This is a genomic window from Mesorhizobium sp. B2-7-1 (assembly GCF_006440735.1).
In the GTDB taxonomy this organism is placed as follows: Bacteria; Pseudomonadota; Alphaproteobacteria; order Rhizobiales; family Rhizobiaceae; genus Mesorhizobium.
In genome coordinates, this window is record NZ_VFUA01000004.1 from 89,413 (window position 1) to 115,875 (window position 26,463).

Annotated in this window: 23 protein-coding genes and 1 tRNA gene; 9 read left to right on the forward strand and 15 right to left on the reverse strand. The window is 64.1% G+C overall.

What is annotated here, in order from left to right:
* Positions 1–27: 27 nt before the first annotated feature.
* A complete protein-coding gene (locus tag FJ471_RS03115) occupies positions 28–1,101 on the reverse strand; it encodes an ABC transporter substrate-binding protein (RefSeq protein ID WP_181179126.1) in 1,074 nt (357 codons plus the stop codon).
* A gap of 232 nt (positions 1,102–1,333) precedes the next feature.
* Positions 1,334–2,533, reverse strand: coding sequence for an MFS transporter (locus tag FJ471_RS03120; RefSeq protein ID WP_140801699.1), 1,200 nt, complete (start codon positions 2,531–2,533; stop codon positions 1,334–1,336).
* A gap of 228 nt (positions 2,534–2,761) precedes the next feature.
* On the opposite strand from FJ471_RS03120, the gene FJ471_RS03125 reads away from it, so the two are divergent.
* Positions 2,762–3,763 (forward strand): DUF1624 domain-containing protein, encoded by a 1,002-nt coding sequence (locus FJ471_RS03125; RefSeq protein WP_140801700.1) that lies wholly within the window; start codon positions 2,762–2,764, stop codon positions 3,761–3,763.
* The gene (locus FJ471_RS03130; protein ID WP_140801701.1) at positions 3,760–4,239 is read left to right on the forward strand and encodes an isoprenylcysteine carboxylmethyltransferase family protein; all 480 of its coding nucleotides are present in this window, start codon (positions 3,760–3,762) and stop codon (positions 4,237–4,239) included. Before FJ471_RS03125 ends, FJ471_RS03130 begins: the two co-directional genes overlap by 4 nt.
* A 9-nt stretch (positions 4,240–4,248) precedes the next feature.
* On the opposite strand, the gene FJ471_RS03135 is transcribed toward FJ471_RS03130, so the two are convergent.
* Entirely contained in the window at positions 4,249–4,635 is a 387-nt protein-coding gene (locus FJ471_RS03135; RefSeq protein WP_027168973.1) for a MerR family DNA-binding transcriptional regulator, read from the reverse strand.
* Between the two features lie 143 nt (positions 4,636–4,778).
* Positions 4,779–6,197, reverse strand: a complete 1,419-nt coding sequence (gene mgtE / locus FJ471_RS03140) for a magnesium transporter (protein ID WP_140801702.1) — start codon at positions 6,195–6,197, stop codon at positions 4,779–4,781.
* A 360-nt stretch (positions 6,198–6,557) separates the two neighbouring features.
* Between mgtE and FJ471_RS03145 the strand changes: the two genes are divergently transcribed.
* The 6 genes from FJ471_RS03145 to FJ471_RS03170 all read left to right on the forward strand — a co-directional run bounded on the left by FJ471_RS03145 (position 6,558) and on the right by FJ471_RS03170 (position 14,423).
* On the forward strand, positions 6,558–7,229 hold the full coding sequence (locus FJ471_RS03145) for a response regulator transcription factor (protein WP_246684582.1): 672 nt from the start codon (positions 6,558–6,560) through the stop codon (positions 7,227–7,229).
* A 122-nt stretch (positions 7,230–7,351) separates the two neighbouring features.
* Complete coding sequence (locus FJ471_RS03150) at positions 7,352–8,542, forward strand: aminotransferase class V-fold PLP-dependent enzyme (protein WP_140801703.1); 1,191 nt, start codon at positions 7,352–7,354, stop codon at positions 8,540–8,542.
* Positions 8,543–8,552: 10 nt separating this feature from the next.
* Entirely contained in the window at positions 8,553–9,503 is a 951-nt protein-coding gene (locus tag FJ471_RS03155) for a CoA ester lyase (RefSeq protein WP_140801704.1), read from the forward strand.
* Positions 9,504–9,524: 21 nt separating this feature from the next.
* A complete protein-coding gene (locus FJ471_RS03160) occupies positions 9,525–10,712 on the forward strand; it encodes a malate--CoA ligase subunit beta (protein ID WP_140801705.1) in 1,188 nt (395 codons plus the stop codon).
* A gap of 14 nt (positions 10,713–10,726) precedes the next feature.
* Entirely contained in the window at positions 10,727–11,626 is a 900-nt protein-coding gene (sucD, locus tag FJ471_RS03165; RefSeq protein WP_040981997.1) for a succinate--CoA ligase subunit alpha, read from the forward strand.
* A gap of 112 nt (positions 11,627–11,738) precedes the next feature.
* Positions 11,739–14,423, forward strand: coding sequence for a phosphoenolpyruvate carboxylase (locus FJ471_RS03170; protein ID WP_140801706.1), 2,685 nt, complete (start codon positions 11,739–11,741; stop codon positions 14,421–14,423).
* A gap of 157 nt (positions 14,424–14,580) precedes the next feature.
* Here FJ471_RS03170 and FJ471_RS03175 read toward each other — a convergent pair.
* Positions 14,581–14,665, reverse strand: a tRNA-Leu gene (locus FJ471_RS03175).
* 239 nt (positions 14,666–14,904) lie between these two features.
* On the opposite strand from FJ471_RS03175, the gene lipB reads away from it, so the two are divergent.
* The gene (lipB, locus tag FJ471_RS03180) at positions 14,905–15,648 is read left to right on the forward strand and encodes a lipoyl(octanoyl) transferase LipB (protein WP_140801707.1); all 744 of its coding nucleotides are present in this window, start codon (positions 14,905–14,907) and stop codon (positions 15,646–15,648) included.
* Between the two features lie 182 nt (positions 15,649–15,830).
* Here lipB and FJ471_RS03185 read toward each other — a convergent pair whose 3' ends face one another.
* From FJ471_RS03185 to nuoN, 10 genes are all read right to left on the reverse strand, one after another.
* On the reverse strand, positions 15,831–17,081 hold the full coding sequence (locus FJ471_RS03185) for an SRPBCC family protein (RefSeq protein ID WP_140801708.1): 1,251 nt from the start codon (positions 17,079–17,081) through the stop codon (positions 15,831–15,833).
* Between the two features lie 428 nt (positions 17,082–17,509).
* Positions 17,510–17,725 carry a hypothetical protein gene (locus FJ471_RS03190; protein ID WP_140801709.1) on the reverse strand — a complete coding sequence of 72 codons (216 nt, stop codon included), beginning with the start codon at positions 17,723–17,725 and terminating at the stop codon, positions 17,510–17,512.
* Between the two features lie 41 nt (positions 17,726–17,766).
* A complete protein-coding gene (locus FJ471_RS03195) occupies positions 17,767–18,447 on the reverse strand; it encodes an ABC transporter ATP-binding protein (protein ID WP_140801710.1) in 681 nt (226 codons plus the stop codon).
* On the reverse strand, positions 18,447–19,733 hold the full coding sequence (locus tag FJ471_RS03200; RefSeq protein WP_140801711.1) for a lipoprotein-releasing ABC transporter permease subunit: 1,287 nt from the start codon (positions 19,731–19,733) through the stop codon (positions 18,447–18,449). The genes FJ471_RS03195 and FJ471_RS03200 overlap by 1 nt, the downstream gene beginning before the upstream one ends.
* The gene (proS, locus tag FJ471_RS03205) at positions 19,730–21,058 is read right to left on the reverse strand and encodes a proline--tRNA ligase (protein ID WP_140801712.1); all 1,329 of its coding nucleotides are present in this window, start codon (positions 21,056–21,058) and stop codon (positions 19,730–19,732) included. Before proS ends, FJ471_RS03200 begins: the two co-directional genes overlap by 4 nt.
* Before the next feature lie 573 nt (positions 21,059–21,631).
* Positions 21,632–21,916, reverse strand: a complete 285-nt coding sequence (locus FJ471_RS03210; protein ID WP_140801713.1) for a DUF1467 family protein — start codon at positions 21,914–21,916, stop codon at positions 21,632–21,634.
* Positions 21,913–22,317, reverse strand: a complete 405-nt coding sequence (gene mce, locus FJ471_RS03215; protein WP_140801714.1) for a methylmalonyl-CoA epimerase — start codon at positions 22,315–22,317, stop codon at positions 21,913–21,915. The genes FJ471_RS03210 and mce overlap by 4 nt, the downstream gene beginning before the upstream one ends.
* Before the next feature lie 110 nt (positions 22,318–22,427).
* On the reverse strand, positions 22,428–24,098 hold the full coding sequence (locus FJ471_RS03220; RefSeq protein WP_140801715.1) for a ribonuclease J: 1,671 nt from the start codon (positions 24,096–24,098) through the stop codon (positions 22,428–22,430).
* Between the two features lie 93 nt (positions 24,099–24,191).
* On the reverse strand, positions 24,192–25,013 hold the full coding sequence (locus FJ471_RS03225; RefSeq protein ID WP_140801716.1) for a biotin--[acetyl-CoA-carboxylase] ligase: 822 nt from the start codon (positions 25,011–25,013) through the stop codon (positions 24,192–24,194).
* A gap of 4 nt (positions 25,014–25,017) precedes the next feature.
* Positions 25,018–26,454: an NADH-quinone oxidoreductase subunit NuoN gene (gene nuoN / locus FJ471_RS03230; RefSeq protein ID WP_140801717.1), complete on the reverse strand. Its 1,437-nt coding sequence runs from the start codon at positions 26,452–26,454 to the stop codon at positions 25,018–25,020.
* Positions 26,455–26,463 lie beyond the last annotated feature (9 nt).

The following is a 26,463-nucleotide window of genomic DNA, read 5'->3' on the forward strand; positions in this document are numbered from 1 at the left end:
GCTCGCCTCCCAATCCGGGCAATACTGTCAGAACTGCGGGAATTTCTCGACCGAGAAACGACCCTCGGCGGCGAACTTGCCGTTTTGCACGCCGATTATCGCCATTGGACGCGTCGCCTCGATATGGCGATCGGCGGTCCAGGTCGTCGGGCCGAGAACCAGCGGCTCCTTGTCGAAGGTGTTCAGCACCGCGGCAACCTTGTCGCCATCGAGCGAGCCCGCCTTGTTGGCCGCCCTCGCCCAGGCCTGGACGGCGGAATAACCGCGCAGACCATAGGAGACATCGGCCTTCTTGCCGTATTTCTTCTCGAAGCGCTCGAAGAAGGCGTTCACGTCGGGATCGGGATCGTCGCCATATTTGGAGCCATAGTTCACGACATAGAAGTTGCTGAGACCGGGAACGCTGCCGATCCAGTAGTCACCGTCCATGGACTCGCCGGTCAGGACGGCGGCCTCGATGCCGGCCGCCCGCATCTGGCGGATCGCGCTCGGGCCGCCCGGCGCATAGGAGCAGAGGAAGACAAGGTCCGGTTTCTGCGCAAGACCGGTGATGCGGGTCACCTGCGCGGCGATCGAGGCATCGCCATTGAGGAAAGTGTCCTGGCCAAGCAAACCGTCAGCGCCGGCTATTTCCTTCCAGCGCTCGGCGAAGCTCCCGCAAAGCGACTTGGTGTAGGAAATGGTGTTGTCGAGCAGCACATAGGCCTTCTTCCAGCCCTTCCTGTTGTAAGCCCATTCCGCCATCAGCGCGCCTTGCGCCTGGCCGGCATTGGAGACCGAGTAGGCAAGCGGGCCGATGCCTTGCACGCCGAACTTCGGGTCCGACGCCGCCGAGAAGGCAACGACATTCTTCTGCTGCGCGACGAACGCGCCCGGGGCGCCGAAATCGAAGTCCGACGGAAAAAGGATCGCCTTGGCGCCTTTGTCGATGACGTCGATCGCCCCGTCGGCGCCGAGTTGCGGCTCGGACTTGTTGTCGAACTCGACGGTCTCGATCGGCTGCCCCAGCACGCCGCCGGCCGCGTTGATGTCGTCGACCGCCAGCTTGGCGCCGGCAATCGTGTCCGCGTCGATCGGCTGGAACCAGCCGCTGAACGACATCACCAAACCAAAGACCGGTTTGTCCTGCGCCCCGGCAGAAGACGACACGACAGATAGAGCAGTCGCAACGCACGCTGCTGTCAGCAATGCACGCCTGGTCATATGAAGCTCCTGTGTTCCCCATTCATTGTTAGACGCAGGTGCGAAACGCCCCCTGCGTCAAAACAGAATGCTATTCACTTTTGCGCGGACTGCAAGAGGGGATGGCGTCGGGGCTGAAGCCGGTCGCCGATTAAAACGCCTTCGGCAGATAGCGCCAGGTGACGAAGCCGCAGAAGGCGGCCAGGATGCCAAGCGTGACGAACACCGATCCCAGGCCGAAGAAGATGAGCACGACCGAATAGACGAGCGGCGGCGTCAGCTCGGAGAAATCGAGATAGGTGCGGTAGACCGCCGCCATCTGCGCCTTCTCATAGGACCGCACCGAGCGCATGAAGGCGGTCGAGCCGAGCGCGTCGAGCGCTATGGTGAACAGGGCACCGCAAAGCAGCAGTCCGCCGGTCAGGAGCGGCGCGGCCTCGCCGACGCCACCCGCCGCGAACAACACCGCCGACATGGCGAAATAGGCGAAGGTCATGACGCGCCTTCCGCCGAAGCGCTTGCCCGCCCTGCCCCAGAAGATCGCCACGAACAAAAGCGCGTTGCCGGCCGAAACCAGCAAGCCGCCGGCAAGTTCGCCCTGGCCGGTGATCACCATGAACAGCGGGCCATAGACGAAGAACGTCGTCCAGAAGCACGAGCGGCCGAAGGCGATCAGCCAGGCGAGCCTCAGCCTCGGCTGCTTGACGAAGCGGCCGATATTGGCAAGCGGATTGGCCGGGCGCGACCTGCCGGGCCGGATCGACTGGTTGTCGGTCAACCGGTAGAACCAGAACAGGCAAAGCAGCGCGAATGCAAAAACGACGACCGCGCCATGCGCGGCGTAGATGCCGAAATGCGTGTAGAGGAAGATGCCGAGCGTCGGCCCGCCCGTCCAGGCAAACATCGACCAGGCCATGCGCAGCGATTCCGCCTGCATGAAGTCGGTCTTGCGGATGTGATCCATGATGTAGAGGTTGAGCGTGATCGACAGCGCGCTCGCCCCCATGACGCGGCAGAGCATGCCGGCAATCTGTCCGGGCAGCGTGTGGGTGACGAAGAAGGCGGAGCCGATCGCCAGCAGCACGCAGCCGGCCGTGTAGACCCAACGTCGCGCGAAGCGGCGGATCAGTATCGGCATGAACAGCGTGACCGAAAGGCCCATCAGCGACACGATGGTGTAGAGGATCGAGACGATCCGCTCATTGTGCAGGATCTCGTAGGCCTGAATCGGGATCACGCTGGAGATGGTGGCGCGGGCGAAAGACTCCACCGCATAGAGCGAGGCGAAGGTACGCGCATCCGCCGGCCGCAGGGCCGGAAGCCAGATCGGATGGCGCACATGGGTGGACATCGGCCCTCCGGGACGTGAATCGCGCGCCGAATCTGGCCGGACCAGCTGCCGGCCAGTAGCAGGAAACCGACCCCCAGAGGCCGAAAAGCGAAGCCTGCCAAAGGCTTTCCACCTGTGGCCTAAAGCGAAATTTCATGGCTGCCATGAACCGCATTGATGGCCGCCCGCTTCTGTCGCCGGCTTGAACCGTGATAGTCGTTTGGCACGACTGAATCGGATTGCCAGACGATGAGCCTTCAAACGACGAGCGAACCCGTTCAGGACGCGCCCAAGCAGGGTCGCATCGCCGCCTTCGACATCCTGCGTGGCGTCGCGCTGATCGCGATGGCGAGCTACCACTTCACCTGGGATCTCGAAAACTTCGGTTACACAACGCCAGCCCTCACCGCCGTCGGCTGGTGGAAGTTCTACGCGCGCTGCATCGCCTCGACCTTCCTGTTTCTGGTCGGCGTCAGCCTCTTCCTCGCCCACGGCCGCCAGATCCGCTGGCCGGGCTTCTGGAAGCGCTTTGCCATGGTCGCCGCGGCGGCGGCAGCGATTTCCGCCGTCACTTATTTCGTCACGCCGGACGGCTTCATCTTTTTCGGCATCCTGCACGAGATCGCGCTGGCGAGCCTGCTCGGCCTCGCCTTTCTCCGGCTACCGTGGCTGCTGACGGCCATCATTGCCGCGGCGGTCATTGCCGCCCCTTACTATCTGCGGTCGGAGCTCTTCGATCATCCGGCGCTGTGGTGGGTGGGCCTTTCCGCCACCAACCCGCGTTCCAACGACTATGTGCCGCTTTTCCCATGGTTTGGCGCTGTGCTTGCGGGCATCGCCACGGTCAAGCTCGCTTCCGCATCGGGCCTGCTCGCCCGCCTGGGAACATGGGTGCCCGGCCGTTGGTCGAACCCGCTGACCTTCATTGGCCGCCACAGCCTCGCCTTCTACCTGATCCACCAGCCGCTTCTGTTCGGCTCGGTGTGGCTGTTTTCGCAGGTCATGCCCGCCGCCCCTCAGGACAAGGAAGCCGGCTTCCTGCCGGCTTGCCAGGCGCAGTGCGAACAGCAGCGGGACAGCAAGTTTTGTACGAGCTATTGTGGCTGCATGCTGGACACGCTGAAGGGCGAAGGGTCTCTCGACAAGCTCTACGCCAACGACCAGTCCAGCGTCTGGAAATCGCATCTGGCCGACCTTGCGGAAACCTGCACCGCCGCGACCGAGGACCAGATGGAGGGAGGGCAGCAATGACGGGGATCGCAAAGCCCAGACACGGGATCATTCCCTGGCCGCCGGTTATCTATGTCGTGGCGATCGCGGCGAGCGTCGTCCTCGACATGCTCTACCCGCTGCCCTGGATCGGCGACATCTTCGGCGATCTCTTGTTCGGCGTCGGCTGGGTGGCGCTGTTCGGCGTCGCCATGCTGTGGATCACGGCCATCCGAGCCATGTTCAGAGCCAAGACGACGCTCGACCCGAACGCCGAGCCAGACCATCTGGTGACGTCCGGCCCCTTCGGCATCACCCGCAACCCGATGTATCTCGCCAACACGCTGCTGCTGATCGGCGTTGCCTTCATCAGCGGCATCGCCTGGTTCCTGCTTTTTGCCTTCCTCGCTGCCTTCGCGACGCAGAAGCTGGCGATCGAGAAGGAGGAAAAGATCCTGGCGGCGAAGTTCGGCAAGAAATACCGCGACTACGCCAAAAAGGTGCGCCGCTGGATTTGAGGCGGCTCGCTAGGTATTCACACCCAACTCGGCCAGCCGCTCGACGCAGGACTCCTCGGCCTGGTCCAGCTCGGCCAGCGTCTCCTCCAGGTCGCGCCGCTTCTGGCGCAGGTCCTCGCGCTTCTCCTCGATGCGCTTGATCATCAGCTTCAGCTGGCCGACCTCGCCGGGCGGCTCCTTGTACATCTGGATGATCTCGCGGATCTCGTTAATAGAGAAACCGAGCCTTTTCCCCCGCATGATCTGGCGGATCAGGTGTCGGTCGGACGGCCTGAACAGCCGCGTGCGGCCGCGCCTTACCGGCTGCACCAGCCCCTCGTCTTCGTAAAAACGCAAAGTCCGCGTCGACACGTCGAATTCGCGTGTCAGCTCGGTGATCGTATAATATTCCCGCATTCCCGCTCCCAAGCCCGGGCATCGCCGCTTGGAGCGTCGCCCTTCTCTCCAATCAGACCCATCCCGCGCCGGAATCGGCACGTGACCCCGAGGCAACCTCGCACGGCATTTACGTAAAAGTCAATTAACGCCGGCTTGTTGATTTAGGGCACTCTAAACCACCACGTCGCCAGCCCAAGGAAGGCGAAGAAGCCGACACAGTCGGTGACGGTGGTGACGAAGACGGCCGAAGCCACCGCCGGATCGATCTTGAAGCGGTCGAGCACCAGCGGGATGAGGATTCCGGCAAGCGCAGCCGCGAACATGTTGATGATCATCGCCGCCGCGATGATGCCGCCCAGATTGGGGTCGCGGAACCAGAAACCGGCGACCATGCCGATAAGCACCGCAAACACCACGCCGTTGATGAAGCCGACACCGAGCTCGCGGCGGATGATGCGGGCGGCGTTGTAGATATCGAGGTCCCTGGTCGCCAGCGCGCGCACGGTGACGGTCATGGTCTGCGAGCCGGCATTGCCGCCCATGCCGGCGACGATCGGCATCAGCACGGCAAGCGCCACGATATGCTCGATCGTGCGGTCGAACAGGCCGATGACCGAAGCGGCGAGGAAAGCGGTCACAAGGTTGACGAGCAGCCAGGGCACGCGCGAACGCGAGGTGGCGAGCACAGTGTCGGACAGCTCTTCGTCGCCGACGCCGCCCATGCGCAGAAGGTCTTCTTCCGCCTCATCCTGGATGACGTCGACCATGTCGTCGATGGTCAGCACGCCGACCAGCCGCCCGTTCTCGTCGACCACGGCGGCGGAGAGCAGGTTGTATTGTTCGAACTCCCGCGCCGCCTCTTCCTGGTCCATCGTGGCCGGGATCGCATGCAAGGTCTCGTGCATCACGTCCTCGACCTTGACCGCGCGCTTGGTGCGCAGGATCTGGTCGAGGTCGATGGCGCCGACCAGCTTGAAGCTCGGATCGATGACGAAGATCTGGCTGAAGCGCTCGGGCAGGTCCTTGTCCTCGCGCATGTAGTCGATGGTCTGGCCGATCGTCCAGAACGGCGGCACGGCGACGAACTCGGTCTGCATGCGCCGGCCGGCGGTTTCTTCCGGATAGTCCAGCGCGCGCCGCAGCCTGATGCGCTCGGTGAAAGGCAGCTGCGACAGGATCTCGTCCTGGTCTTCCTTCTCGAGGTCCTCGAGGATGTAGACGGCGTCGTCGGAATCGAGCTCCTGCACCGCCTGCGCGATCTGCTCGTTGGGCAGGTTGTCGACGATGTCGAGGCGGATCGCCTCGTCGACTTCGGTCAGCGCGGAGAAGTCGAAATCGGAGCCGAGCAACCCGACCAGCGCGCGGCGTTGTTCCGGGTGAAGCGCCTCCAGCACGTCGCCGAGTTCCGACTGGTGCAGGTCGTCGACTTCACGCTTGAGGGTGATCGTGTCGCGGTCGGCGATCGCCGCGCCGATCCGGGCAAGGAAGGAGGCGCGCACCGCGCCGTCCTCGCCATAGATATCGGCGTGATGCTCCTCGGCGGGCGCGGCGCCGGTCGTCTGTCTGTCCTGACCTTCCACCAGCGCCTCCCGCAACGAGGAATCCCGAAATGAGGTCTAGTGCATGATCCCGAAAAGTGGAAACCGCTTTTCGGGAAATCCAAACCCTGTGCGGCAGATAACGCGGTGACAGGATTCGTCTTGGAAAGATGTCGCTCTAGCGTGCGGAATAGCCAAGGAAATGTGGCGTCCGCCTTCGCCTCCGATCCCTCGAAGGGGGCGTATGGCTATCGCGTCGCAGCGGCGACAATCCCTTCAGCCGGCGCGACAGCGCATGTCGCTGGGGAAAGAGCACCCCTTCCCCATTGAGGCAGAATTGTCATGATGCATGATCCAGCAGGATCAACGCATCGCCAACCGGTCCGAGGACAAACGCTGCCCTTGAACATCAAGTCTGGAAAGACAAGCGGGGGAAATGCCGAGCGGCGCGTTCGCCTGGTCGTCGCCGAGCGCAATCCTTTCGTCGTTTCGGCGCTGCGCGAAATGCTGGAATGCGACGGCCGTTTCGATTTGCTCGGTGTCGTGCACAGCGGCGCGCAATTCCTGGAACTGGCCGCCGCCACGAAATTCGACGTCGCCGTCGTCGGCTGGAAGCTCGCCGACATGGATGGCGCCGATCTGCTTACGGAAGTTCAGAGCCGCGAGCTTGGCGTGCGCATCACGATCTTTTCCAACGACCACGACATCGGCATCCTCAAGCAATGCGTGCGCCTCGGCGCGCAGGGCTACTGCTTCCAGTTCGACGATCCGCCGGTCATCTTCGAGACGATCCTGGCGGTCGCGCATGGCCGCATCTGCATCCCCTATATCGACATCAACAAGGTCAACGACACGCCATTGTCCAGGCTCACCGTGCGCGAGCGCGAATTGCTGGCGGTGCTTTCCGACGGCTGGACCAATTTGCAGATCGCGACGCGGACCGGAATTTCCGAGAACACGGTGAAGTATCACCTGAAAAATCTCTACGACAAGCTGGACGTCCGCAACCGCGCCATGGCCGTCGCGCTCTATTCGAGCGAGAAACGCCGCACGCCCAAATCGCCTCTCGGGTAGGTTGACCGGGTAGGACCTTCCCACCCGCAAGGGCCAACAACTTACCCGGCAAGGTGTTGTTGCCGAGCCTCGCCAAGACGAAACTTCTTCCACCATCCCAAACGATCGGAGGAGTTTCGCACATGGCTGGGTTCACGCATCTTTTCATCCCGGGGCCCACCAACATTCCCGAGCAGGTCCGGCAGGCCATGAACCTGCCGATGGAGGATATGCGCGCCGCCTCCTTCCCCGACCTGACCTTGCCGCTGTTCGAGGACATCAGACGAGTCTTCAAGAACGAGACCGGCCGCGTCTTCATCTACCCCTCCTCCGGCACCGGCGCCTGGGAAGCGGCGATGACCAACGTGCTCAGCCCCGGCGACAAGGTGCTGATGTCGCGCTTCGGCCAGTTCTCGCATCTGTGGGTCGACATGGCCGAGCGTCTCGGCTTCGAGGTCGACGTCATCGACTGCGAATGGGGCACCGGCGTTCCGCTCGAAATCTATGCGGAGCGGCTGAAGGCCGACAAGGCGCACCTCATCAAGGCGGTGTTCTGCACGCAGAACGAGACCGCGACCGGCGTCACCAGCGACGTCGCCGGCTGCCGCGCCGCGCTCGACGCCGCCAACCACCCTGCCCTTCTCTTCGTCGATGGCGTCTCCTCGATCGGCTCGATCGACTTTCGCCAGGAGGAATGGGGCGTCGACTGCGCCGTCAGCGGATCGCAGAAAGGCTTCATGCTGCCGGCTGGCCTCGGCTTCCTGTCGGTGAGCAAGAAGGCGCTTGCGGCTTCGCGGGTGGCAAAGCACCGGCACTGCTACTTCTCCTTCGAGGACATGATCCGCGCCAACGATGCCGGCTATTTCCCCTACACGCCGGCGACGCAGCTGCTGCGTGGCCTGCGCGCCTCGCTCGACCTGATCGAGGGAGAAGGGCTGGAGAACATCTTCGCCCGCCACCATCGCCTGGCCGAAGGCGTGCGCAAGGCCGTCGACGCCTGGGGCCTGAAGCTCTGCGCCAAGGCCCCGCAATGGCACTCCGACACGGTCAGCGCCATCCTGGTGCCTGAAGGCATCGACAGCGCCAATGTCGTGAAGCGAGCCTACAACGCCTACCAGACATCGCTGGGCGGCGGCCTCAATAAGGTTGCCGGCAAGGTCTTCCGCATTGGTCATCTCGGTTGGCTGAACGAAGTGATGGTGCTGGGCTCGCTGTCGGCCGCCGAAATGACGCTGCTCGATTGCGGCGTGCGCCTGGCGCCTGGCTCCGGCGTGGCGGCGGCGATCGAGCACTTCCGCCGCACGTCCGACGTGCCTGTCGCCAAGGCGGCGTGAGGAGCGCATCATGAGCCACACCATCAACCACCTGAAGAAACTGCGGCTGCAGCGCAGCGAGCTCGCCGTCCCGGGTTCGAGCCCGGAGATGATCGACAAGGCGGCCAACAGCGCCGCCGACTTCGTCTTCCTCGACATCGAGGACGCGGTCGCGCCGCCCGACAAGGAGCGCGCCCGCAAGAACATCATCCAGGCGCTGAACGACATCGACTGGCGCGCCAAGGGCAAGACCGTCTCGGTGCGCATCAACGGCCTCGACACCCATTACATGTACCGCGACGTCGTCGACGTCATGGAACAGGCCGGCGACCGGCTGGACACCATCCTGGTGCCAAAGGTCGGCGTTCCGGCCGATCTCTACATGGTCGAGGCGATGGTCAACCAGATCGAGATGGCCAAGGGCTTCAAGACCCGCGTCGGCCTCGAAGCGCTGATCGAGACGGCGCTCGGCATGGCCAATGTCGAGGCGATCGCCGCCACCCCCGGCCGGCTGGAAGCCATGCATTTCGGCGTCGCCGACTATGCCGCCTCGAACAAGGCGCGCACCGTCAACATCGGCGGGCTCAATCCCGATTATCCCGGCGACCAGTGGCATTTCGCGCTGTCGCGCATGACGGTCGCCTGCCGCGCTTATGGTCTGCGCGCCATCGACGGACCGTTCGGCGATTTCTCCGACCCCGAAGGCTACAAGGCCGCCGCCCGGCGCGCCGCGGCCCTCGGCATCGAGGGCAAATGGGCAATCCACCCTTCGCAGATCGCGCTTGCCAACGACGTGTTCTCGCCGCCGGAAAAGGAAGTCACGCGCGCGCGCCGCATCCTCGAAGTGCTGAAGGAAGCGGAAGCGCTCGGCAAGGGTGCCGCCGCCCTCGACGGCAAGATGATCGACGCGGCGTCGGAGCGCATGGCGCGCAACGTGCTGGTGGTGAACGAGGCGATCGAGCGCGCCGGCCAGGCGCATTAGAAAAAATACCGGGAGGACAAGATGGACATCCACGAATACCAGGCCAAGGAACTGCTTGCCCGCCACGGCGTGCATGTGCCGCGCGGCGGCCTCGCCTACAGCCCCGAACAGGCGACCTACCGCGCCAGGGAAATCGGCGGCTCGAAATGGGTGCTGAAGGCGCAGGTTCATTCTGGCGCGCGCGGCAAGGCCGGCGGCATCAAGCTCTGCTCGAACGACGAGGAGATTTCCAACGCGGCCGAAGCCATGCTCGGGCGAAAGCTGGTGACCCAGCAGACCGGCCCGCGCGGCAAGCTGATCTCGCGCCTCTATCTCGAGGAAGCCGTCGACATCGCGCAGGAGCTCTATCTCGGCTTTGTCCTCGACCGGAAGGAGGAGCGCGTCATGATCGTCGCCTCGGCCGCCGGCGGTATGGAGATCGAGGAGATCGCCGAGACGGCGCCGGATTCGATCATCCGCGCCACCGTCGATCCAGGCGTCGGCATGCAGCGCTTCCAGGCGCGTGAGATCGCCTTCGGCCTCGGGCTCGAGGACAATTTGATCGGCAAGGCGACCGAAACCATCCTCGGCTGCTACCGTGTGTTCCGCGATTATGACGCCACGATGCTGGAGATCAATCCGCTGGTGGTGACGCGCGACGGCAGCCTCGTCGCGCTCGACGCAAAAATGTCCTTCGACGAGAATGCGCTGTTTCGCCGTCCGGAAATCTCGGAACTGCGCGACAAGAGCCAGGAAGACCCGCGCGAGACCTTCGCCAGCGACCGTGGCCTCTCCTATGTCGGGCTCGACGGCAATATCGGCTGCATCATCAACGGCGCAGGGCTGGCCATGGCGACAATGGACATGATCAAGATCGCCGGCGGCGAGCCGGCCAATTTCCTCGACATCGGCGGCGGCGCCTCGCCGGAGCGGGTGGCGAAATCCTTCCGCGCGGTGCTCGGCGACAAGAATGTCGAGGCCATCCTGGTCAACATCTTTGCCGGCATCAACCGCTGCGACTGGGTGGCCGAAGGCGTCATCAAGGCGATCCGCGAGGTCGGCGTCGACGTGCCGCTGGTGGTGCGCCTTTCCGGCACCAAGGTCGAGGAAGGACGCAAGATCCTGGCCGATTCCGGCGAGGCGGTGATCGTCGCCGACACGCTGGCCGAAGCTGCCGAGAAAGCGGTCGCCGCCTGGCGCGAAGCCACCAAGAACAAAAAAGCAGCCTGAGGGAGGTCGAGAAAATGGCAATCCTGCTCAACCGCAGCACGCGCGTCATCGTGCAAGGGTTCACCGGCAAGATCGGCAGCTTCCATGCCGACGACATGAAGCGCTACGGCACCAAGCTGGTCGGCGGCGTCACCCCCGGCAAGGGCGGCCAGACGCATCTCGGCCTGCCCGTCTTCAACACGGTCAAGGGCGCGGTGCGGGAGACCCGCGCCGAGGCCAGCATCGTCTTCGTGCCGCCGCCCTTCGCCGCCGATTCGATCATGGAGGCGGCGGACGCCGGCATAAAGCTCTGCGTCTGCATCACCGACGGCATCCCCTCGCAGGACATGATGCGGGTCAAGCGCTACATGCGCCGCTACCGCTTCGAGGACCGCATGCGGCTGGTCGGCCCCAACTGCGCCGGGGTCATAACGCCCGGGCAGGCGCTGATGGGCATCATGCCCGGCAGCATCTATTTGCCTGGACGCGTCGGCATCGTCGGCCGCTCCGGCACGCTGGGCTACGAGGCCGCCTCGCAGATGAAAGCGCTGGGCATCGGCGTGTCGACCAGCGTCGGCATCGGCGGCGATCCGATCAACGGCTCGTCCTTCAAGGACATCCTGCAGCTCTTCGAGCGGGACGACGACACCGACGCCGTGGTGATGATCGGCGAGATCGGCGGCCCGCAGGAAGCCGAAGCCGCGATCTGGGCGCGCGACAACATGCGCAAACCGCTCATCGCCTATATCGCCGGCCTGTCCGCCCCGAAGGGCCGCCGCATGGGCCACGCCGGCGCCATCATCTCCGCCTTCGGCGAGTCGGCGCAGGAAAAGGTCGAGATCCTGAAGGAAGCTGGCGTCGTCATCGTGCCGACCCCGGCCTCCTTCGGCGAGGTGGTGGCCGATACGCTGGCGCGGACGAAGAAGGCGGCTTGACAGCCGGCCAGAGCCAAAGTCGCGGAATGCAGAATGTGAAGCCAGTCTCGGGCCGGCGGTCTTGCCGATCGCCGGCCTCCGATCGGCTCGATGGACGATCGGGAAAGCGGCCTTGGAACAGAGCAAACGCATCAAGTTTCGTGAAGACGAGCGCAGTCTGCTGCTGCGCCTGCTGCTTCAGGTCGCAAGCGCGCGCGAGCCCGAGATCGCCGCGGTCCTGAGCGGACGCAGGTCGCTTGTCTCCCTCGCGCCCGAACAGCGCATCCCGGCGCTCCAGGCGAGCGGCGTCTGGTTCCAGTTGCTGACGATTGCCGACGAATTGGTTGCCATGCGGGCGCGGCGCGAGCTCGAACAGGGCGCGGGTATCAACGACGTGCCCGGGTCCTTCGCCAGCGTGGTCGCCGAGATGGCGGCGAACGTTCATTCCGTCGCGGAAGCCCAGGCGGCGCTCGATGAGCTTTGCGTCGGTCCGACCATGACCGCGCATCCGACCGAGGCCAAACGCGTTACCGTGCTGGAAATCCACCGCCGCATCTATCGCAAGCTGACAGAGCTCGACCAGCCGCGCTGGGCGCCGGGCGAACGCGACCTTTTGGTCGCCGATCTGGAAAGCGAGATCGAGCTTCTGTGGATGACCGGCGAGCTGCGGCTCGAGCGCCCGACGGTCGAACGCGAGATCGCCTGGGGCCTGCATTTCTTCCGCGAAGTCATCTTCGAGGCGACGCCGCAGCTCTATGGCAGCCTTCAGGGCGCCTTCGAGCGTCATTATCCGGGCCGGCCGATCCGAATTCCCTCCTTCATGCGCTATGCCTCGTGGATCGGCGGCGACCGCGACGGCAATCCGAATGTGACGGCCACGGTAACCGCCCATGCCATGGCCGAATACCGCGACACCGCCATAGGCTGGTACCTGACGCAGGTGCAGCGGCTGGTGTCGGTGCTCAGCGCCAGCTCGAACGTCATCGAGCTGCCGGCGAGCTTCAAGCCGGTGCTGCAAACGGCGCTTGAGAAGAGCGGAGAGGCTGACGAGATCGCCGCCCGCAACCCCGACGAACCGCTTCGCCAGTTTGCCTCGGCCATGCTTGCCAGGCTGCAGGCAGCGCGAGATGGCGGCGGCGCGGCCTACTCCTCGGCAGAGGCGTTTCGCGCCGATCTGAGCGCACTGTCTTCGGTTCTCGAAGCGATCGGCGGACGTGCGGTGTCCAGGCGTTTCGTCCAGCCGCTCATTTGGCAGGTCGGAAGCTTCGGTTTCCGCACCGTCTCGCTCGACATCCGGCAGAACTCCACGGTCGTCAATCGGGTGCTGGCCGAACTGTTTGCGCTGGCGGATCCGGGCGATCCCGTCGTCCCCGGCACGCCGCAATGGTCGGCGCGCATTCGCTCAAGCCTCAGCCAGGGCGAACGGTTGGAGATCGACGAAGGGCGGCTCTCGCCGGAAGCCGCCGAGCTGCTTTCGACCTTCTCGGTCATCGCCAGGCAAATCTCGGGCTCCGATGCCGACGCGGTCGGCTCCTTCGTGCTCAGCATGACCCGATCGGTCGACGATCTGCTCGCCGTCTATCTGCTGGCGCATTATTGCGGGCTATCGACCGCGCCAGGTGGTAGCGGCACGATCAGGCTGCGGATCGTGCCACTGTTCGAGACCATCGCCGATCTGCAGGCCGCTCCTGCCATCCTGAACGGGCTGCTTGGCGTTTCGTTGGTGCGGCGCACGGTGCGCGATTTCGGCGCGCGCCAGGAAATCATGCTCGGCTATTCGGATTCCAACAAGGACGGCGGATTCCTGGCTTCCAATTGGGAACTGGCAAAAGCGCAAAAGCGCCTCGCCGCCATCGGCCGCAAGCACAACACCAGGATCAGCTTCTTCCACGGTCGCGGCGGCTCCGTCAGCCGTGGCGGCGCGCCGACCGGCCGCGCGATCGCGGCGCAGCCGCAGGGCACCGTCGCCGGATCGATGCGGGTTACCGAACAGGGTGAGGTCGTATCGTCGAAATTCGCCAATCGCGGCACCGGCCTCAACCAGCTTGAGGTCCTCGCCGCGGCCGTGCTGGCGCACGGCGTCCGATCGGCCGGCGATGCCGGCGCGAAGGAATCGCCGGAGTTCGACGAAGCGCTGGAAGCGCTGGCGGGCATGTCGCAGGCATCCTACGCCGGGTTGATGGCCGAGCCGGGCTTCCTCGATTATTTCAACCAGGCGAGCCCGGTCGCGGAACTGGCGCTCTTGAAAATGGGCTCGCGCCCGGATCGCCGTTTCGGCGCCAGCGGCATTGCCGATCTGCGCGCCATTCCATGGGTGTTCGCCTGGAGCCAGAACCGTCACCTGCTGACCGGCTGGTATGGCATCGGCAGCGCTCTGAGCGCTTTCGTCACCGTGCGCGGCGAGGCCGGGCGCGAGCTTCTGGCGCGCATGTTCGAGCACTCGCGCTTCTTCCGCCTGATCGTCGACGAGGCCGAAAAGACACTCTACCAGTCGGATATGGAGATCGCGCGGCTCTATGCCGGCCTGGTGTCCGACAGCAGTGCGGCCAACCGAATCTATGCCCGCATCGCGGCCGAATACGAGTTGACGCGGCGCCTGATCGGCGACCTCACCGGAGGTGATCTTTCCGCGCGCTTCCCGATGTTCAAGCGGCGTTTCGACAATCTGCGCCGGCAGATGGATGACATCCACCGGCTGCAGGTCGATCTGCTGCGTGAAGTCCGAGCAAGCACCGGCACGGCGGATCAGAAGCGGGCGACCGACGCCCTGCTGGTGTCGATCAACTGCATTTCGGCAGGCCTTGGCTGGACCGGGTAGGCCGTTTGGCCAAATTGCGGAAAAATGTCCTCGCGTCAGACTTTGGCGGTGTGGTCTTCATGGCCCGCCACCGCTTTCATTTTGATCCGAGGAAGCCGCAGGAGCGACAAGAACAATCCGCTTGCCGATGCCGAATTCAGCTGGCTTTTGGAGAGAATGGTGCGGTCGAGAAGACTCGAACTTCCACGGGTTGCCCCACAGCGACCTCAACGCTGCGCGTCTACCAATTCCGCCACGACCGCACGTGGTAGGAGCCGGAACCGTCCGGCCCGGGGCCTGTAGCAAATCGTTTCCGGCGAAACAAGTGCGCTGAGCGGAATAATCGCTAATGCATGTCGCCCAAAAGTGCGGAGCGGTTTTGGGAGAACGACATGCATCGGACAAAGTGGCATGCACAACCCTTCACGGCCCGGCTTCACGCTGGTGAAACTGGACGTTTTGGCCGATTGCCGCCATATGAGAGGGACATCGAGAAAGTTCCATGACAGAACGCAGCCAGATCGCCACGTCGTTCCTACCGCTCCCCGACTCGGCGCCGGTGAAATGGGTGATCGAGCCCGGCCTGACGTCCTATCCGGACGCGCTGGCCTTCATGGAGGCGCGCGCTGAAGCGATCCGCAGCGGCGCCTCCAACGAGATGGTCTGGCTGGTCGAACATCCGCCGCTCTACACCGCCGGCACCAGCGCGCGAATCGAGGACCTGATTGATCCCGACCGCTTCCCGGTCTTTGCCGCCGGGCGCGGCGGCGAATACACCTATCACGGCCCCGGCCAGCGCGTGGCCTATGTCATGCTCGATCTCAAGCGCCGGCGCGAGGATGTGCGCGCCTTCGTCGCGGCGCTCGAGCAATGGATCATCGCCACGCTTGCCGCCTTCAACGTGCGCGGCGAGCGGCGCGAGGACCGCGTGGGCGTCTGGGTGGTGCGGCCGGACCGCCCTGCTTTGCCCGACGGCACGCCGGCCGAGGACAAGATCGCTGCAATCGGCATCCGTCTGCGCCGCTGGGTGAGCTTCCACGGCATCGCCATCAATGTCGAGCCGGACCTCGGGCATTTCGGCGGCATCGTGCCCTGCGGCGTCTCCGACCACGGCGTGACCAGCCTGGTCGATCTCGGCCTGCCGGTCACCATGGCCGACCTCGACCTGGCGCTGAAATCGGCGTTCGAGGATGTGTTTGGCCCTGCAGCTGTGTCTGCTGCCGAGCCTGCTCGAAAGGTTGGCTGAATTGTCTCCGGCCAGGGTGTGTTGAGATTCAGGTCAGGCCGAGTCGGAGTCGAAGACGGGCGCGAAGCGACCAAACAAGCAGGGTTCCGAGAACCGGGGCGGAGCGTACTTAAGTACGTGAGCACCGGAAGCGCAGGAAGCCAGCGTTTGCAGGCCGGCATCACCTGAATATCAGCACACCCTTACATGAGCTGTGCCGAAGCCCAAAGCATCCCGTAGCCATGGATGGCAAAGACGGCGAGCAGCGCGCCGGCCATGGCCAGCCGGTCGAAGGTCTTGATCGGCTTCAGCTCATGGCGCGGCTTCACGCCGCTGCCCACGGTGATCAGGCTGAGGATCGCGAACACCGCGCCGGCAATCAGCAGGAAGCTCGGCGAGAAACCGGCCCGCCATCCGAGCGCCAGCAGCGCCGACAACAGCAGGAAGGACGCCAGCGCGAGTGCCGCTGGCCCCGGGCAGATCTGGCGCAGCACCTGGCCGCCGTCGAATTTCCACACCGGCACCAGATTGGCGATGTTGAACAGCGACGCGCAGCCGGCAAGCGTGGCCAGGAGCATGGCGGCAAGCCGATGGCCTTCGCCATTGGCAAAGCCGCTGGCGGCAATCAGCACCGGCACCAGGAAAGCGGAGAAGCCAGCGCCCATCAGCGCCACGAACGCCACCTCGAAGCGGCTGTCATAGGGCCTGCCGCCGATGGCGATGCCGCCGAGCAGCGGAATGAAGATCATCCGCGCCCGGCGATGTCCTGTCAGCCGGAAGGCCGCCATATGGCCAAGTTCGTGCAGGGCGACCACCGAGGTCAGGATCGCGGCGAGAGCCAGGCCGCCGAGATTGAGGCCGAAGAAGGGCCACAGGATCAGGGCCGAGAGCACGGCGAAGCCGATCTGGCTCACCGGGTGCTCGAACCAGCCGCCCTTGCGATACGTGCCGGTCGCCGCCCAGACATCCAGCTTGCTGAGCTCGCGGCGCATGGCAAAGAAACGGAAGACCAGAAACGCGACGCCGCGATAGCGGTCGGTCTGGGTGAGCGTGACCCGCGTCGCATCGCCCAAGGGCACAAGTGCGACGGTCTCTCGATAGTTCGCCCAGAACGAGGGATCGAGCGCCGTGTCCTCGATGACGGTCATCGCGAAGCGGCTGCCCTCGCCGACGTCCTCGAACCGCGCCTTGCGTTCGATGGGCCGACCGTCACGGCCGTCCCAGGACAATCTGATCAGCGCCGTCCCCTCGCCGTCCACCGGCTCGGCGGAGAGGATTTCGCCGGACCATCCGGCATTGCTGCCGAACGGCCACAGCGCCTGCCAGAGGCGGTCGCGGTCGGCCTTGATCACGCGGCTGACCGTCACCGTGCGCAGTCCGAGCGGCACGGTCATCAGAAGAAAGATCAGTCCAAGATTGCCGGCCACGAGAGTGACCGTGACGATGACCGACACTTGCCTTCGCTCCCTGTCTTAGGGGAGCAGCCTAGCGGCGGCGCAGCGAAGAAAGACTTAACAACAATAGGCGGGTTCTTGCCCATCCCAGGACGGCTCTTACCGTCCCAAACATTAGCGGGCTCTTGTTCGCCCGAACAACGGGCGGGGCCTTCCCCATCCCGTACAGCGGCCAGGCCGCCTGATCACATGGCGCCGATCCAGATCGCCATGGAAACGAGGAAGGTGCTCATGCAAACCAGCGAGACGACATCCTGAACCAGATCAGACATAACTCTCTCCGTTGTTAGTATGTTCGTAGTTTGTTCTAATTTTGTTCGAATGTCAACGACCGTCGACGGCGCGCTGTAGTGAATCCGCGCGGTCCGTTTGGGCAGGGTTAAGGAAAGGTTGACGAGTGCCGGCTACCCGGCCCCAGGGCACGTCGATCAGTGGTCGCCGTCGACGACCGGAGATGGCGCGAGGACCGGCGGACCGTTGCATGTTCTGGCCCGCTGCTCATCGTTCCAGATATATTTCCCCGATGTTGGATCGTCGCAAAGATCGACCTGATTGTTCACGACATCACATTGCCAAAGCACTACCGCGAAGAGCGGTAGCAGCAGAAGCAAGCCCCAACTGACAATATGTCCGGCCTTGCTCACCAACCCATCCTTTTCAGTTGGCAGACCGATTGGTTTTGCCGCTACAGCGGTACCACCTTACCCTCGGCCAGCGTCACCCGCCGGTCCATGCGCGAGGCCAGCTCGTGGTTGTGGGTGGCGATCAGCGCGGCGAGGCCCGACTGCCTGACCAGCGCCTCCAGCGCGTCGAACACGTAGGAGGCGGTGACCGGATCGAGATTGCCGGTCGGCTCGTCGGCCAGCAGCACCAGCGGCGCATTGGCGACCGCGCGGGCAATGGCGACACGTTGCTGCTCGCCGCCGGAAAGCTCGGCCGGCCGGTGCTGCGCGCGCTTGCCGATCTGCATGTAGTCGAGAAGCTGCGCTGCCCGTTCCGAAGCGTCCTTGGCGGGAAGCCCCTTGATCAGCTGCGGCATCATGATGTTCTCGAGCGCCGAGAACTCCGGCAACAAATGATGGAACTGATAGACGAAGCCGACATCGTTGCGGCGGATCGCGGTGCGCTCCTCGTCCGACAGCCGGCCACAGGCACGGCCGGAGAGGATCACGTCGCCCGCATCGGGCCGCTCCAGCAGACCGGCAGTGTGCAGCAGAGTGGACTTGCCGGTGCCGGACGGCGCCACCAGCGCCACCATCTCGCCGCGCCGGAGCGAAAAGTCGGCGCCGTTCAAAATGGTGAGCTTACGCGGCCCCTGGACATAGTGCCGCTCGACGCCCTTCAATTCGATAATGGCCTCGGCCATCATTCGTACCTCAAGGCTTCGACGGGATCGAGCCGGGCGGCGCGCCAGGCCGGGAACACCGTCGCCAGGAACGACAGGCCGAGCGCCATGATGACGACATAAGTCGTCTCGCGCGGATCCATCTTGGCCGGCAACTGGCTGAGGAAATAGAGCTCCGGATTGAATAGTATCTTGCCTGTCATCCACGAGAAGAACTGGCGGATCGATTCGATGTTGAGGCAGATGACGACGCCGAGCAGGACGCCGGCGATCGTGCCGGTGACGCCGATCGCCGCCCCGGTCATCAGGAAGATGCGCAGGATCGCGCCACGCGAGGCGCCCATGGTGCGCAGGATGGCGATGTCGTGGCCCTTGTCCTTCACCAGCATGATAAGGCCGGAAATGATGTTGAGCGCCGCCACCAGCACGATCAGCGTCAGAATCATGAACATGACGTTGCGCTCGACCTGCAGCGCCGAAAAGAAGGTCTCGTTGCGCTGGCGCCAGTCGACGAGGTCGACCGGCCGCTGCGCCGCCTGCTCGACCAGCGGCTTCAGCGCGTCGACATTGTCCGGGTTGTCGACATAGATCTCGATGGTCTGCGCCCGCCCGTCCATGTTGAAATAGAGCTGCGCTTCCGAGAACGGCATGTAGACGATCGAGCTGTCATATTCCGACATGCCGACCTCGAAGATCGCCGCCACCTTGTAGCCCTTCATGCGCGGCGTGGTGCCGAGCGGCGTCACGTCGCCGTCGGGCGAGATCAGCGTGATGGTGTCGCCGAGCACAAGCCCGAGGCTTTCGGCCATCCGCTTGCCGATCGCCACGCCATCGCCGGTGTCGAAGCCGTCGAGCGTGCCCTGCTTGATGTTGCTGGCGACGATCGAAATCTTGCCGAGGTCCTCGCCGCGAATACCGCGCACCAGGGCGCCCGTGCCGCCGCCGACATTGCCTTGCGCCAGCACCTGGCCGTCGATCAGCGGGATGGCGTATTTGACGCCGGGGACGCCGTTGATACGGCTCGCCACCTGGGCGTAATCCTCCAGCGGCGAATCGAGCGGCTGCACGATGAGATGGCCGTTGACGCCGAGGATGCGGGTGAGCAGTTCGGCGCGAAAACCATTCATCACGGCCATGACGACGATCAGCGTCGCGACGCCGAGCATGATGCCGAGGAAGGAAATCGAGGCGATGACCGAGATCACCGTTTCCTTGCGGCGCGACCGCAGATAGCGCCACGCCACCATGCGCTCGAAGCCGGAGAAAGCGCCCGCCGCTGATCTGGCCGCTGTCGCCGCCTCGCTCATGCGGCGACACCCAGGCGCTTCTTGGCCTCGGCGATCGGCAGCGTCTCGCGCTCACCCGACTTGCGGTCCTTGATCTCGACCTCGCCGGCGGCCACGCCACGCGGTCCGACGATGACCTGCCATGGCAGGCCAATCAGGTCCGCGGTGGCGAACTTGCCGCCCGGACGCTGGTCGGTGTCGTCATAGAGCACGTCCTTGCCGGCGACGTTAAGCGCGGCATAGAGCTCGTCGCAGACGCGGTCGCATTCGGCGTCGCCGACCTTCATATTGATCAGGCCGATGTCGAAGGGCGCCACCGCATCCGGCCAGATGATGCCGTTCTCGTCATGGCTCGCCTCGATGATCGCCGCGACCAGACGCGACGGGCCGATGCCGTAGGAGCCGCCCGAGGCGTAATGGTCCTTGCCGTCGGGGCCGGTCACCTTGGCGTTCATCGGCTTCGAGTATTTCTCGCCAAAATGGAAGATGTGGCCGACCTCGATGCCGCGCGCCGAGAGCCGGTCGCCTTCGGAGACCTTCTCCCAGGCTGCTTCGTCATGCATTTCGTCCGTCGCCGCGTAAGGCGTCGTCCATTTCTTCACGATGTCGCCGATCTCGGCGTCGTTGGAGAAATCCGTGCCGGCGCCCGGCACGTCGAGCGCGAGATAAGCGCGGTCGCAGAACACCTGGCTCTCGCCGGTATCGGCCAGGATGATGAACTCATGGCTGAGGTCGCCGCCGATCGGACCCGTGTCGGCGCGCATCGGAATGGCCTGCAGTCCCATGCGCGTGAACGTCCTGAGATAGGAGACGAACATGCGGTTGTAGGCGGCCCTGGCGCCCTCGAAATCGAGGTCGAAGGAGTAGGCGTCCTTCATCAGGAACTCGCGCGAACGCATGACGCCGAAGCGCGGGCGCACCTCGTCGCGGAACTTCCACTGAATGTGGTAGAGATTGAGCGGCAGGTCCTTGTAGGACTTGACGTAGGCGCGGAAAATCTCGGTGACCATCTCCTCATTGGTCGGACCGTAGAGCATGTCGCGATCCTGGCGGTCCTTGATGCGCAGCATTTCCTTGCCGTAGTCGTTGTAACGGCCGCTCTCGCGCCACAGATCTGCCGACTGGATCGTCGGCATCAGGATTTCCAGCGCGCCGGCGCGGTCCTGCTCCTCGCGGATGATCCGGCAGACCTTGTCCAGCACGCGCTTGCCCAATGGCAGCCACGAAAAGCTGCCCTGCCCCTGCTGGCGGATCATGCCGGCGCGCAGCATCAGCCGGTGCGAGACGATCTCGGCTTCGCGGGGATTTTCTTTGAGAATGGGCAGGAAGTAGCGCGACAAACGCATGGACTGGTCCGTGAATGAAAAATGACGCGCGGGAATCGGCGCGAAAGGGCTGCTTGCCCGGGCTTCATAGCCATTTCATGGCAGAATGGGAACCCGAGTGCCCCAAAGTATCGGGGCCTTCTGCACCTTACCAAAAAGGCAATTTTGGCTGCAAAGTGCCGCAAATGGCTTTTTGATCGATTCACAAGCAAGCCCTGCCGCACTATTGTGCAGTGCAGCACGATATTGCCTGTTTCGAGGCAAAATTCTTCGTGACATTTTCACCTGCCTTGGTCTAGTGTGCCCCGATAACCGAGAGGGCGGAAAAAAATCTGCTCTCCTACGCGGTCAAAGTCTTGGGAGGATGCGATCTAGGCGCGGTAACTCGCTGCCGCCGGACACCGGAAACGGATCGGACGCGTTTAAATTGCAAGGCCTCGTGCCTTGCATTTTTTTTGTGCAATCATCTGCTTAGCACAACCATCTGCCACACAGCATAAGGCGTGATCAGCCGTTGAAATCGAAAGCCGGCTTCCGATTTCAACCTTTGCGGGCGTATGCTTCCCAATACTTGCGGAAACTGTATCTTCAGCCTCAATGACTGACGTCCGGACTAAAGTCCGGCATGATCCGCATGATGTCGTCGAAGCTGAATCCCAGGCCAATCGTCAGGCCGTAGAGAATGCCCATCACGATCACCGTCACGATCGTCGCGCGGATGAAGGCGCGCAGCATATGCGGTCCGCGCGGCGCGCTGGAAACGGTGCCAAGCGTGACATCCTGATCGTCGTCCTGCGTGCGCAGGCTGAACGGAAGGACGACGAACAGCACCACCCACCAGGTGACGAAGAACAGCGCGGCAAACAGGATCCAGTTCATACCTGCTCCAGTTCGACCAGCGTGCCGAAGAAATCCTTGGGGTGCAGGAACAGCACCGGCTTGCCATGCGCGCCGATCTTCGGGTTGCCGTCGCCCAGCACGCGGGCGCCGCTTTGCTTCAAATGATCGCGGGCAGCCAGGATATCGTCGACCTCGTAGCAGACATGATGCATGCCGCCCGAAGGGTTCTTCTCAAGGAAAGCCGTGATGGGCGAGGCGTCGCCCAGCGGCTCCAGCAGCTCGATCTTGGCGTTGCCGACATCGACGAACGCCACGGTCACGCCATGTTCAGGCAGCGCCTGCGGCTCGCTCAATCGCGCGCCCAGCGTATCGCGATAGGCAGCCATCGCCGCGGTAAGGTCCGGCACGGCAAGCGCGACATGGTTCAGGCGTCCAAGCATAAAGCGCTCCGCTTTTAGGGGAGTAAGGGAGTAGGGGGAAAAACAAGAAAACAAGCAACTGCTCGCTTTCCCTACTGCCCTACTGTCTTACTCCCCTATTCCCTTATTCGTCACCGCGTGACGAACACCGTCACCAGCGGCTTCTTGCCCCAGGCTTCGTTGGCGGCGCTGCGCACGGCACGGCGCACCGCTTCCTGCACCAGGTCGAGGTCTTTTCGGCGCTGGCGCGGGATCGAGTCCACGGCGCCGACTGCCGCATCGAGCATCAGGTCTTCCAGCGTCTCGCCCCTGGCATCGGCCTCGGCGACGCCGATCGCCACCAGGTCGGGATCACCGGCAAGCTCATATTTGTCATCGAGCACGACATTGACCGCGACATGGCCGGCGAAGGAGAGCTTGCGGCGGTCGCGTATGCCCATTGCCTGGTCGGTGCCGATGAGATTGCCATCCTTGTAAAGCCGGCCGAACGGCACCTGGTCGATGATCGTCGCCGGGCCTGGCCAGAGCCTGAGCATGTCGCCGTCGCGCACCTGCGCCACCTGGCCGATGCCCGACATCGACATCAGCGAGCCCTGCGCCACCAGATGCGCCGCCTCGCCATGCACGGGAACGCCGATCTGCGGCCGCACCCATTCATACATCTTGCGCAATTCGCTGCGGCGCGGATGGCCGGAGACATGCACCAGCGCGTCGCCGTCCTCGATGATCTTCATGCCGAGGTCGATCAGCCGGTTCTTGATCTCGAGGATTGCCTTTTCGTTGCCGGGAATGGTGCGCGAGGAAAACACCACCGTATCGCCTGCCGTCAGCGCCACCGACTTCATCTCGTCGCGCGAAAGCTTTGCCAGCGCCGCCAGCGGTTCGCCTTGGCTGCCGGTACAGATGATCACCAGGTTCTCGCGCGGGATATAGCCGTAGTCTTCCTCGGCGATGAACTCCGGCAGGCCATCCATGTAGCCGAGCTCACCCGCCACATCGATGACGCGCTTCAGCGAGCGGCCGAGCACCAGGCATTGCCGGCCGGCATCGCGCGCCGCCCTGGCGATCGAAACGATACGCCCGACATTTGAGGAGAAGGTGGTGACGGCGACGCGCCCCTTGGCTTTCTCGATGACGCCCTTGAGGCCTTCGCCGACCGCCACTTCCGAGGGCGACTCCCCTTCCCGCAGCGCGTTGGTGGAATCGCAGATCAGCGCCAGCACGCCCTTGTCGCCATAGGCGCGGAAGCGCGCCTCGTCGGTCTTCGGGCCGATCGTCGGCGCCGGATCGATCTTCCAGTCGCCGGTGTGGATCACCGTGCCGGCGGGCGTGGTGATCGCCAGCGACATCGGCTCGGGGATCGAATGCGCCACCGGGATGGCCTCGATCTCGAAAGGTCCGACGGTGAACTTCTCGCCGGCGCGATAGATCGACGCCGGAATCTTCGGGGCGTTCTGCTCGCCCTGCCGCTTGGCCTCGAGCAGGCCGGCGGTGAACGGCGTCATCCATACAGGCGCCTTCAGCTTCGGCCAGATGTCGAGCAGCGCGCCGTAATGGTCCTCATGCGCATGAGTGATGACGATGCCGCGCAAGCCGTCGAGGTTCTCCTCGATGAAGCGCGTATCGGGCAGGATCAGATCGACGCCGGGATGCGCCGAGTCCGGAAAGGTGACGCCGACATCGACGATGATCCATTCGCGCGCGTCGGCGGGCCCATAGCCGTAAAGGGCGAAGTTCATGCCGATCTCGCCGACGCCGCCCAGCGGCGCGAAGACGAGCTCGGCGTTTTCCTTATTCGCCATGAATTCTTTCCTTCCTGGCCGTCAGGCCAAGCCGTTGGGGCAATTCCGGGAAATACGTGTCACGGTTTCCGTCCGGAATTGCCTAAAACAAAATTATACTCTGGCCGAGGCGACGGCGCCGAAATGCACGTCGCCGGCCGCGATCGTCAAAACCGATCCCTCATCGTCGCGGATCACGAAACGGCAGTCCTCGTCAATGGTCTCGAAGACGCCGCGCACCACATTGCCGTCAATCCTGACAGCAACCTCGCCGCCGAGGCCGGCTGCGCGGGCAAGCCAGCGCTTTCTGATGGCATCGAGCCCGCGTCCGTCGTCCCACATCCTGGCATTCTCGCTCCAGGCATCCGAAAGCGCCAGGAACAGCGTTTCGGCATTGCAGGCGGCGCCCAGCGCCTGCAGCGACGTCGCCGGATAGGGCAAGTCCTCGGGATAGGCCACGACGTTGACGCCGATGCCGATGGCAACCGCGAAACTGCCGCCTTCCAGCATCGTCGATTCCAAAAGGATGCCGGCAAGCTTGGCGCCCGAGGCCAGCACATCGTTCGGCCATTTCAGCTCGAAGCGGTTGCGGCCCTCGCTCGCGCCATCCAAGGCGACGGCGATCCGACCTTTCGGCACGACGGCGTCGAGCGCGTCGGCCAGCGCAAGCCCGGCGACAAAGCCGAGCGTCGCGGCAAGCCGCAGTTCGCCGCCCGGAACCAGAAGCAGCGTCGCCGCAAGATTGCCTTCGGGCGTCGCCCAGACGCGCCCACGCCGGCCGCGGCCGCTTTCCTGCTTCTTCGAAACGACCCAAAGCTTGCCGGGATCGCCGGCGCGCGCATGGTCCAGCGCCAGCGCGTTGGTCGAGCCGACGCTGTCATGCGCTTCGAGCCGGAACCCCTCCGACGCCGCGATTGGAGCCAGCCGAAATGCCATCCCGTCAGAAGAAGGTCTTGGCGGCGGCTTCGGCATAGCTCCCGATCGGCCCGCCGATCAGCACATAGAACAGCACGAAGGCGCCGCTGACGCCGAGCACGAGGCGCAACTCGCTGGCCATCGGCACAAAGCCGCCGACCGGCTCGTCGAACCACATGATCTTGATGATGCGCAGATAGTAGTAGGCGCCCACCACCGAGGCCAGCACGCCGATGATCGCCAGCGCGTAGAGATGCGCGTTGATGGCGGCGAGGAACACGTACCATTTCCCCCAGAAGCCGGCGAGCGGCGGAATGCCGGCCAGCGAGAACATCAGGATGGTGAGGATGGTGGCCATGATCGGGTTGGTCGAGGACAGCCCGGCGAGATCGCTGATCTGCTCGACATTGCCTTCCTTGCGACGCATGGCGAGGATGAAGGCGAAGGTGCCCAGCGTCATCACCAGATAGATCAGCATGTAGATGGCGACGCCGCGCACGCCGGCCTGGCTGTTGGCGGCAAGGCCGACCAGCGCGTAGCCCATGTGACCGATCGAGGAATACGCCATCAGGCGCTTGATGTTGGTCTGGCCGATGGCCGCGAACGCGCCGAGCGCCATCGAGGCGATCGAGATGAAGACGATGATCTGCTGCCAGTCCGCAGCCACCGGCTTGAAGGCGCCCATGGTGACGCGCACGATCAGCGCCATCGCCGCCATCTTCGGCGCCGCCGCCAGGAAGGCGGTGATCGGCGTCGGCGCGCCCTCATAGACGTCCGGCGTCCACATGTGGAACGGCACGGCCGAGATCTTGAAGGCAAGGCCTGCGAGCACGAACACCAGGCCGAAGACGAGGCCAAGCTGGCGCTCGCCGCTTCCGAGCGCCGTCGCGATTTCCTGGAAACCGGTGTTGCCGGTGTAACCGTAGACGAGGCTGATGCCGTAGAGCAGCATGCCCGACGACAGCGCGCCGAGGACGAAATATTTCAGGCCCGCCTCGGTCGAGCGCAGATTGTCGCGGTTGATCGCCGCCAGCACGTAGATCGCCAGCGACTGCAGCTCGAGGCCGAGATAGAGCCCGATCATGCCGTTGGCCGAGATCATCAGCATCATGCCGAGCGTGCAGAGCAACACCAGAACCGGGAATTCGAACTTGTCGAAATGTTCCTGGCGCGCAAAGCGCATCGACATGACCAGCGTCACCGCTGAGCCGATCAGCGCCAGCATCTTCATGAAGGCGCTGAAGGAATCCTGGACGAAGGCGCCGCCATAGGCAGCGCCCTTCCCGCCTGAGAAGGCAAGCCACAGGCCGGCCACCACCAGCACGAGGACGGCCAATCCGGTCACGGTCATGGTGTTGTTGGAGCGCGAATAGGCTCCGATCATCAGGAGCACCAGCGCGCCGACGGCCAGGATCAGTTCCGGCGTCGAGAGCGAAAGACTGGAGAGAAGGTCCGGCGTCATGGTCTATTC

Excerpts from the sequence above, each read along its gene's own strand:
- FJ471_RS03115 (WP_181179126.1), bottom strand. The coding sequence starts at position 1,101 with ATGTCGTTCAGCGGCTGGTTCCAGCCGATCGACGCGGACACGATTGCC.
- FJ471_RS03120 (WP_140801699.1), bottom strand. The coding sequence starts at position 2,533 with ATGTCCACCCATGTGCGCCATCCGATCTGGCTTCCGGCCCTGCGGCCG.
- FJ471_RS03125 (WP_140801700.1), top strand. The coding sequence starts at position 2,762 with ATGAGCCTTCAAACGACGAGCGAACCCGTTCAGGACGCGCCCAAGCAG.
- FJ471_RS03130 (WP_140801701.1), top strand. The coding sequence starts at position 3,760 with ATGACGGGGATCGCAAAGCCCAGACACGGGATCATTCCCTGGCCGCCG.
- FJ471_RS03135 (WP_027168973.1), bottom strand. The coding sequence starts at position 4,635 with ATGCGGGAATATTATACGATCACCGAGCTGACACGCGAATTCGACGTG.
- FJ471_RS03150 (WP_140801703.1), top strand. The coding sequence starts at position 7,352 with ATGGCTGGGTTCACGCATCTTTTCATCCCGGGGCCCACCAACATTCCC.
- FJ471_RS03155 (WP_140801704.1), top strand. The coding sequence starts at position 8,553 with ATGAGCCACACCATCAACCACCTGAAGAAACTGCGGCTGCAGCGCAGC.
- FJ471_RS03160 (WP_140801705.1), top strand. The coding sequence starts at position 9,525 with ATGGACATCCACGAATACCAGGCCAAGGAACTGCTTGCCCGCCACGGC.
- sucD (WP_040981997.1), top strand. The coding sequence starts at position 10,727 with ATGGCAATCCTGCTCAACCGCAGCACGCGCGTCATCGTGCAAGGGTTC.
- lipB (WP_140801707.1), top strand. The coding sequence starts at position 14,905 with ATGACAGAACGCAGCCAGATCGCCACGTCGTTCCTACCGCTCCCCGAC.
- FJ471_RS03195 (WP_140801710.1), bottom strand. The coding sequence starts at position 18,447 with ATGGCCGAGGCCATTATCGAATTGAAGGGCGTCGAGCGGCACTATGTC.
- FJ471_RS03200 (WP_140801711.1), bottom strand. The coding sequence starts at position 19,733 with ATGAGCGAGGCGGCGACAGCGGCCAGATCAGCGGCGGGCGCTTTCTCC.
- proS (WP_140801712.1), bottom strand. The coding sequence starts at position 21,058 with ATGCGTTTGTCGCGCTACTTCCTGCCCATTCTCAAAGAAAATCCCCGC.
- FJ471_RS03210 (WP_140801713.1), bottom strand. The coding sequence starts at position 21,916 with ATGAACTGGATCCTGTTTGCCGCGCTGTTCTTCGTCACCTGGTGGGTG.
- mce (WP_140801714.1), bottom strand. The coding sequence starts at position 22,317 with ATGCTTGGACGCCTGAACCATGTCGCGCTTGCCGTGCCGGACCTTACC.
- FJ471_RS03220 (WP_140801715.1), bottom strand. The coding sequence starts at position 24,098 with ATGGCGAATAAGGAAAACGCCGAGCTCGTCTTCGCGCCGCTGGGCGGC.
- FJ471_RS03225 (WP_140801716.1), bottom strand. The coding sequence starts at position 25,013 with ATGGCATTTCGGCTGGCTCCAATCGCGGCGTCGGAGGGGTTCCGGCTC.
- nuoN (WP_140801717.1), bottom strand. The coding sequence starts at position 26,454 with ATGACGCCGGACCTTCTCTCCAGTCTTTCGCTCTCGACGCCGGAACTG.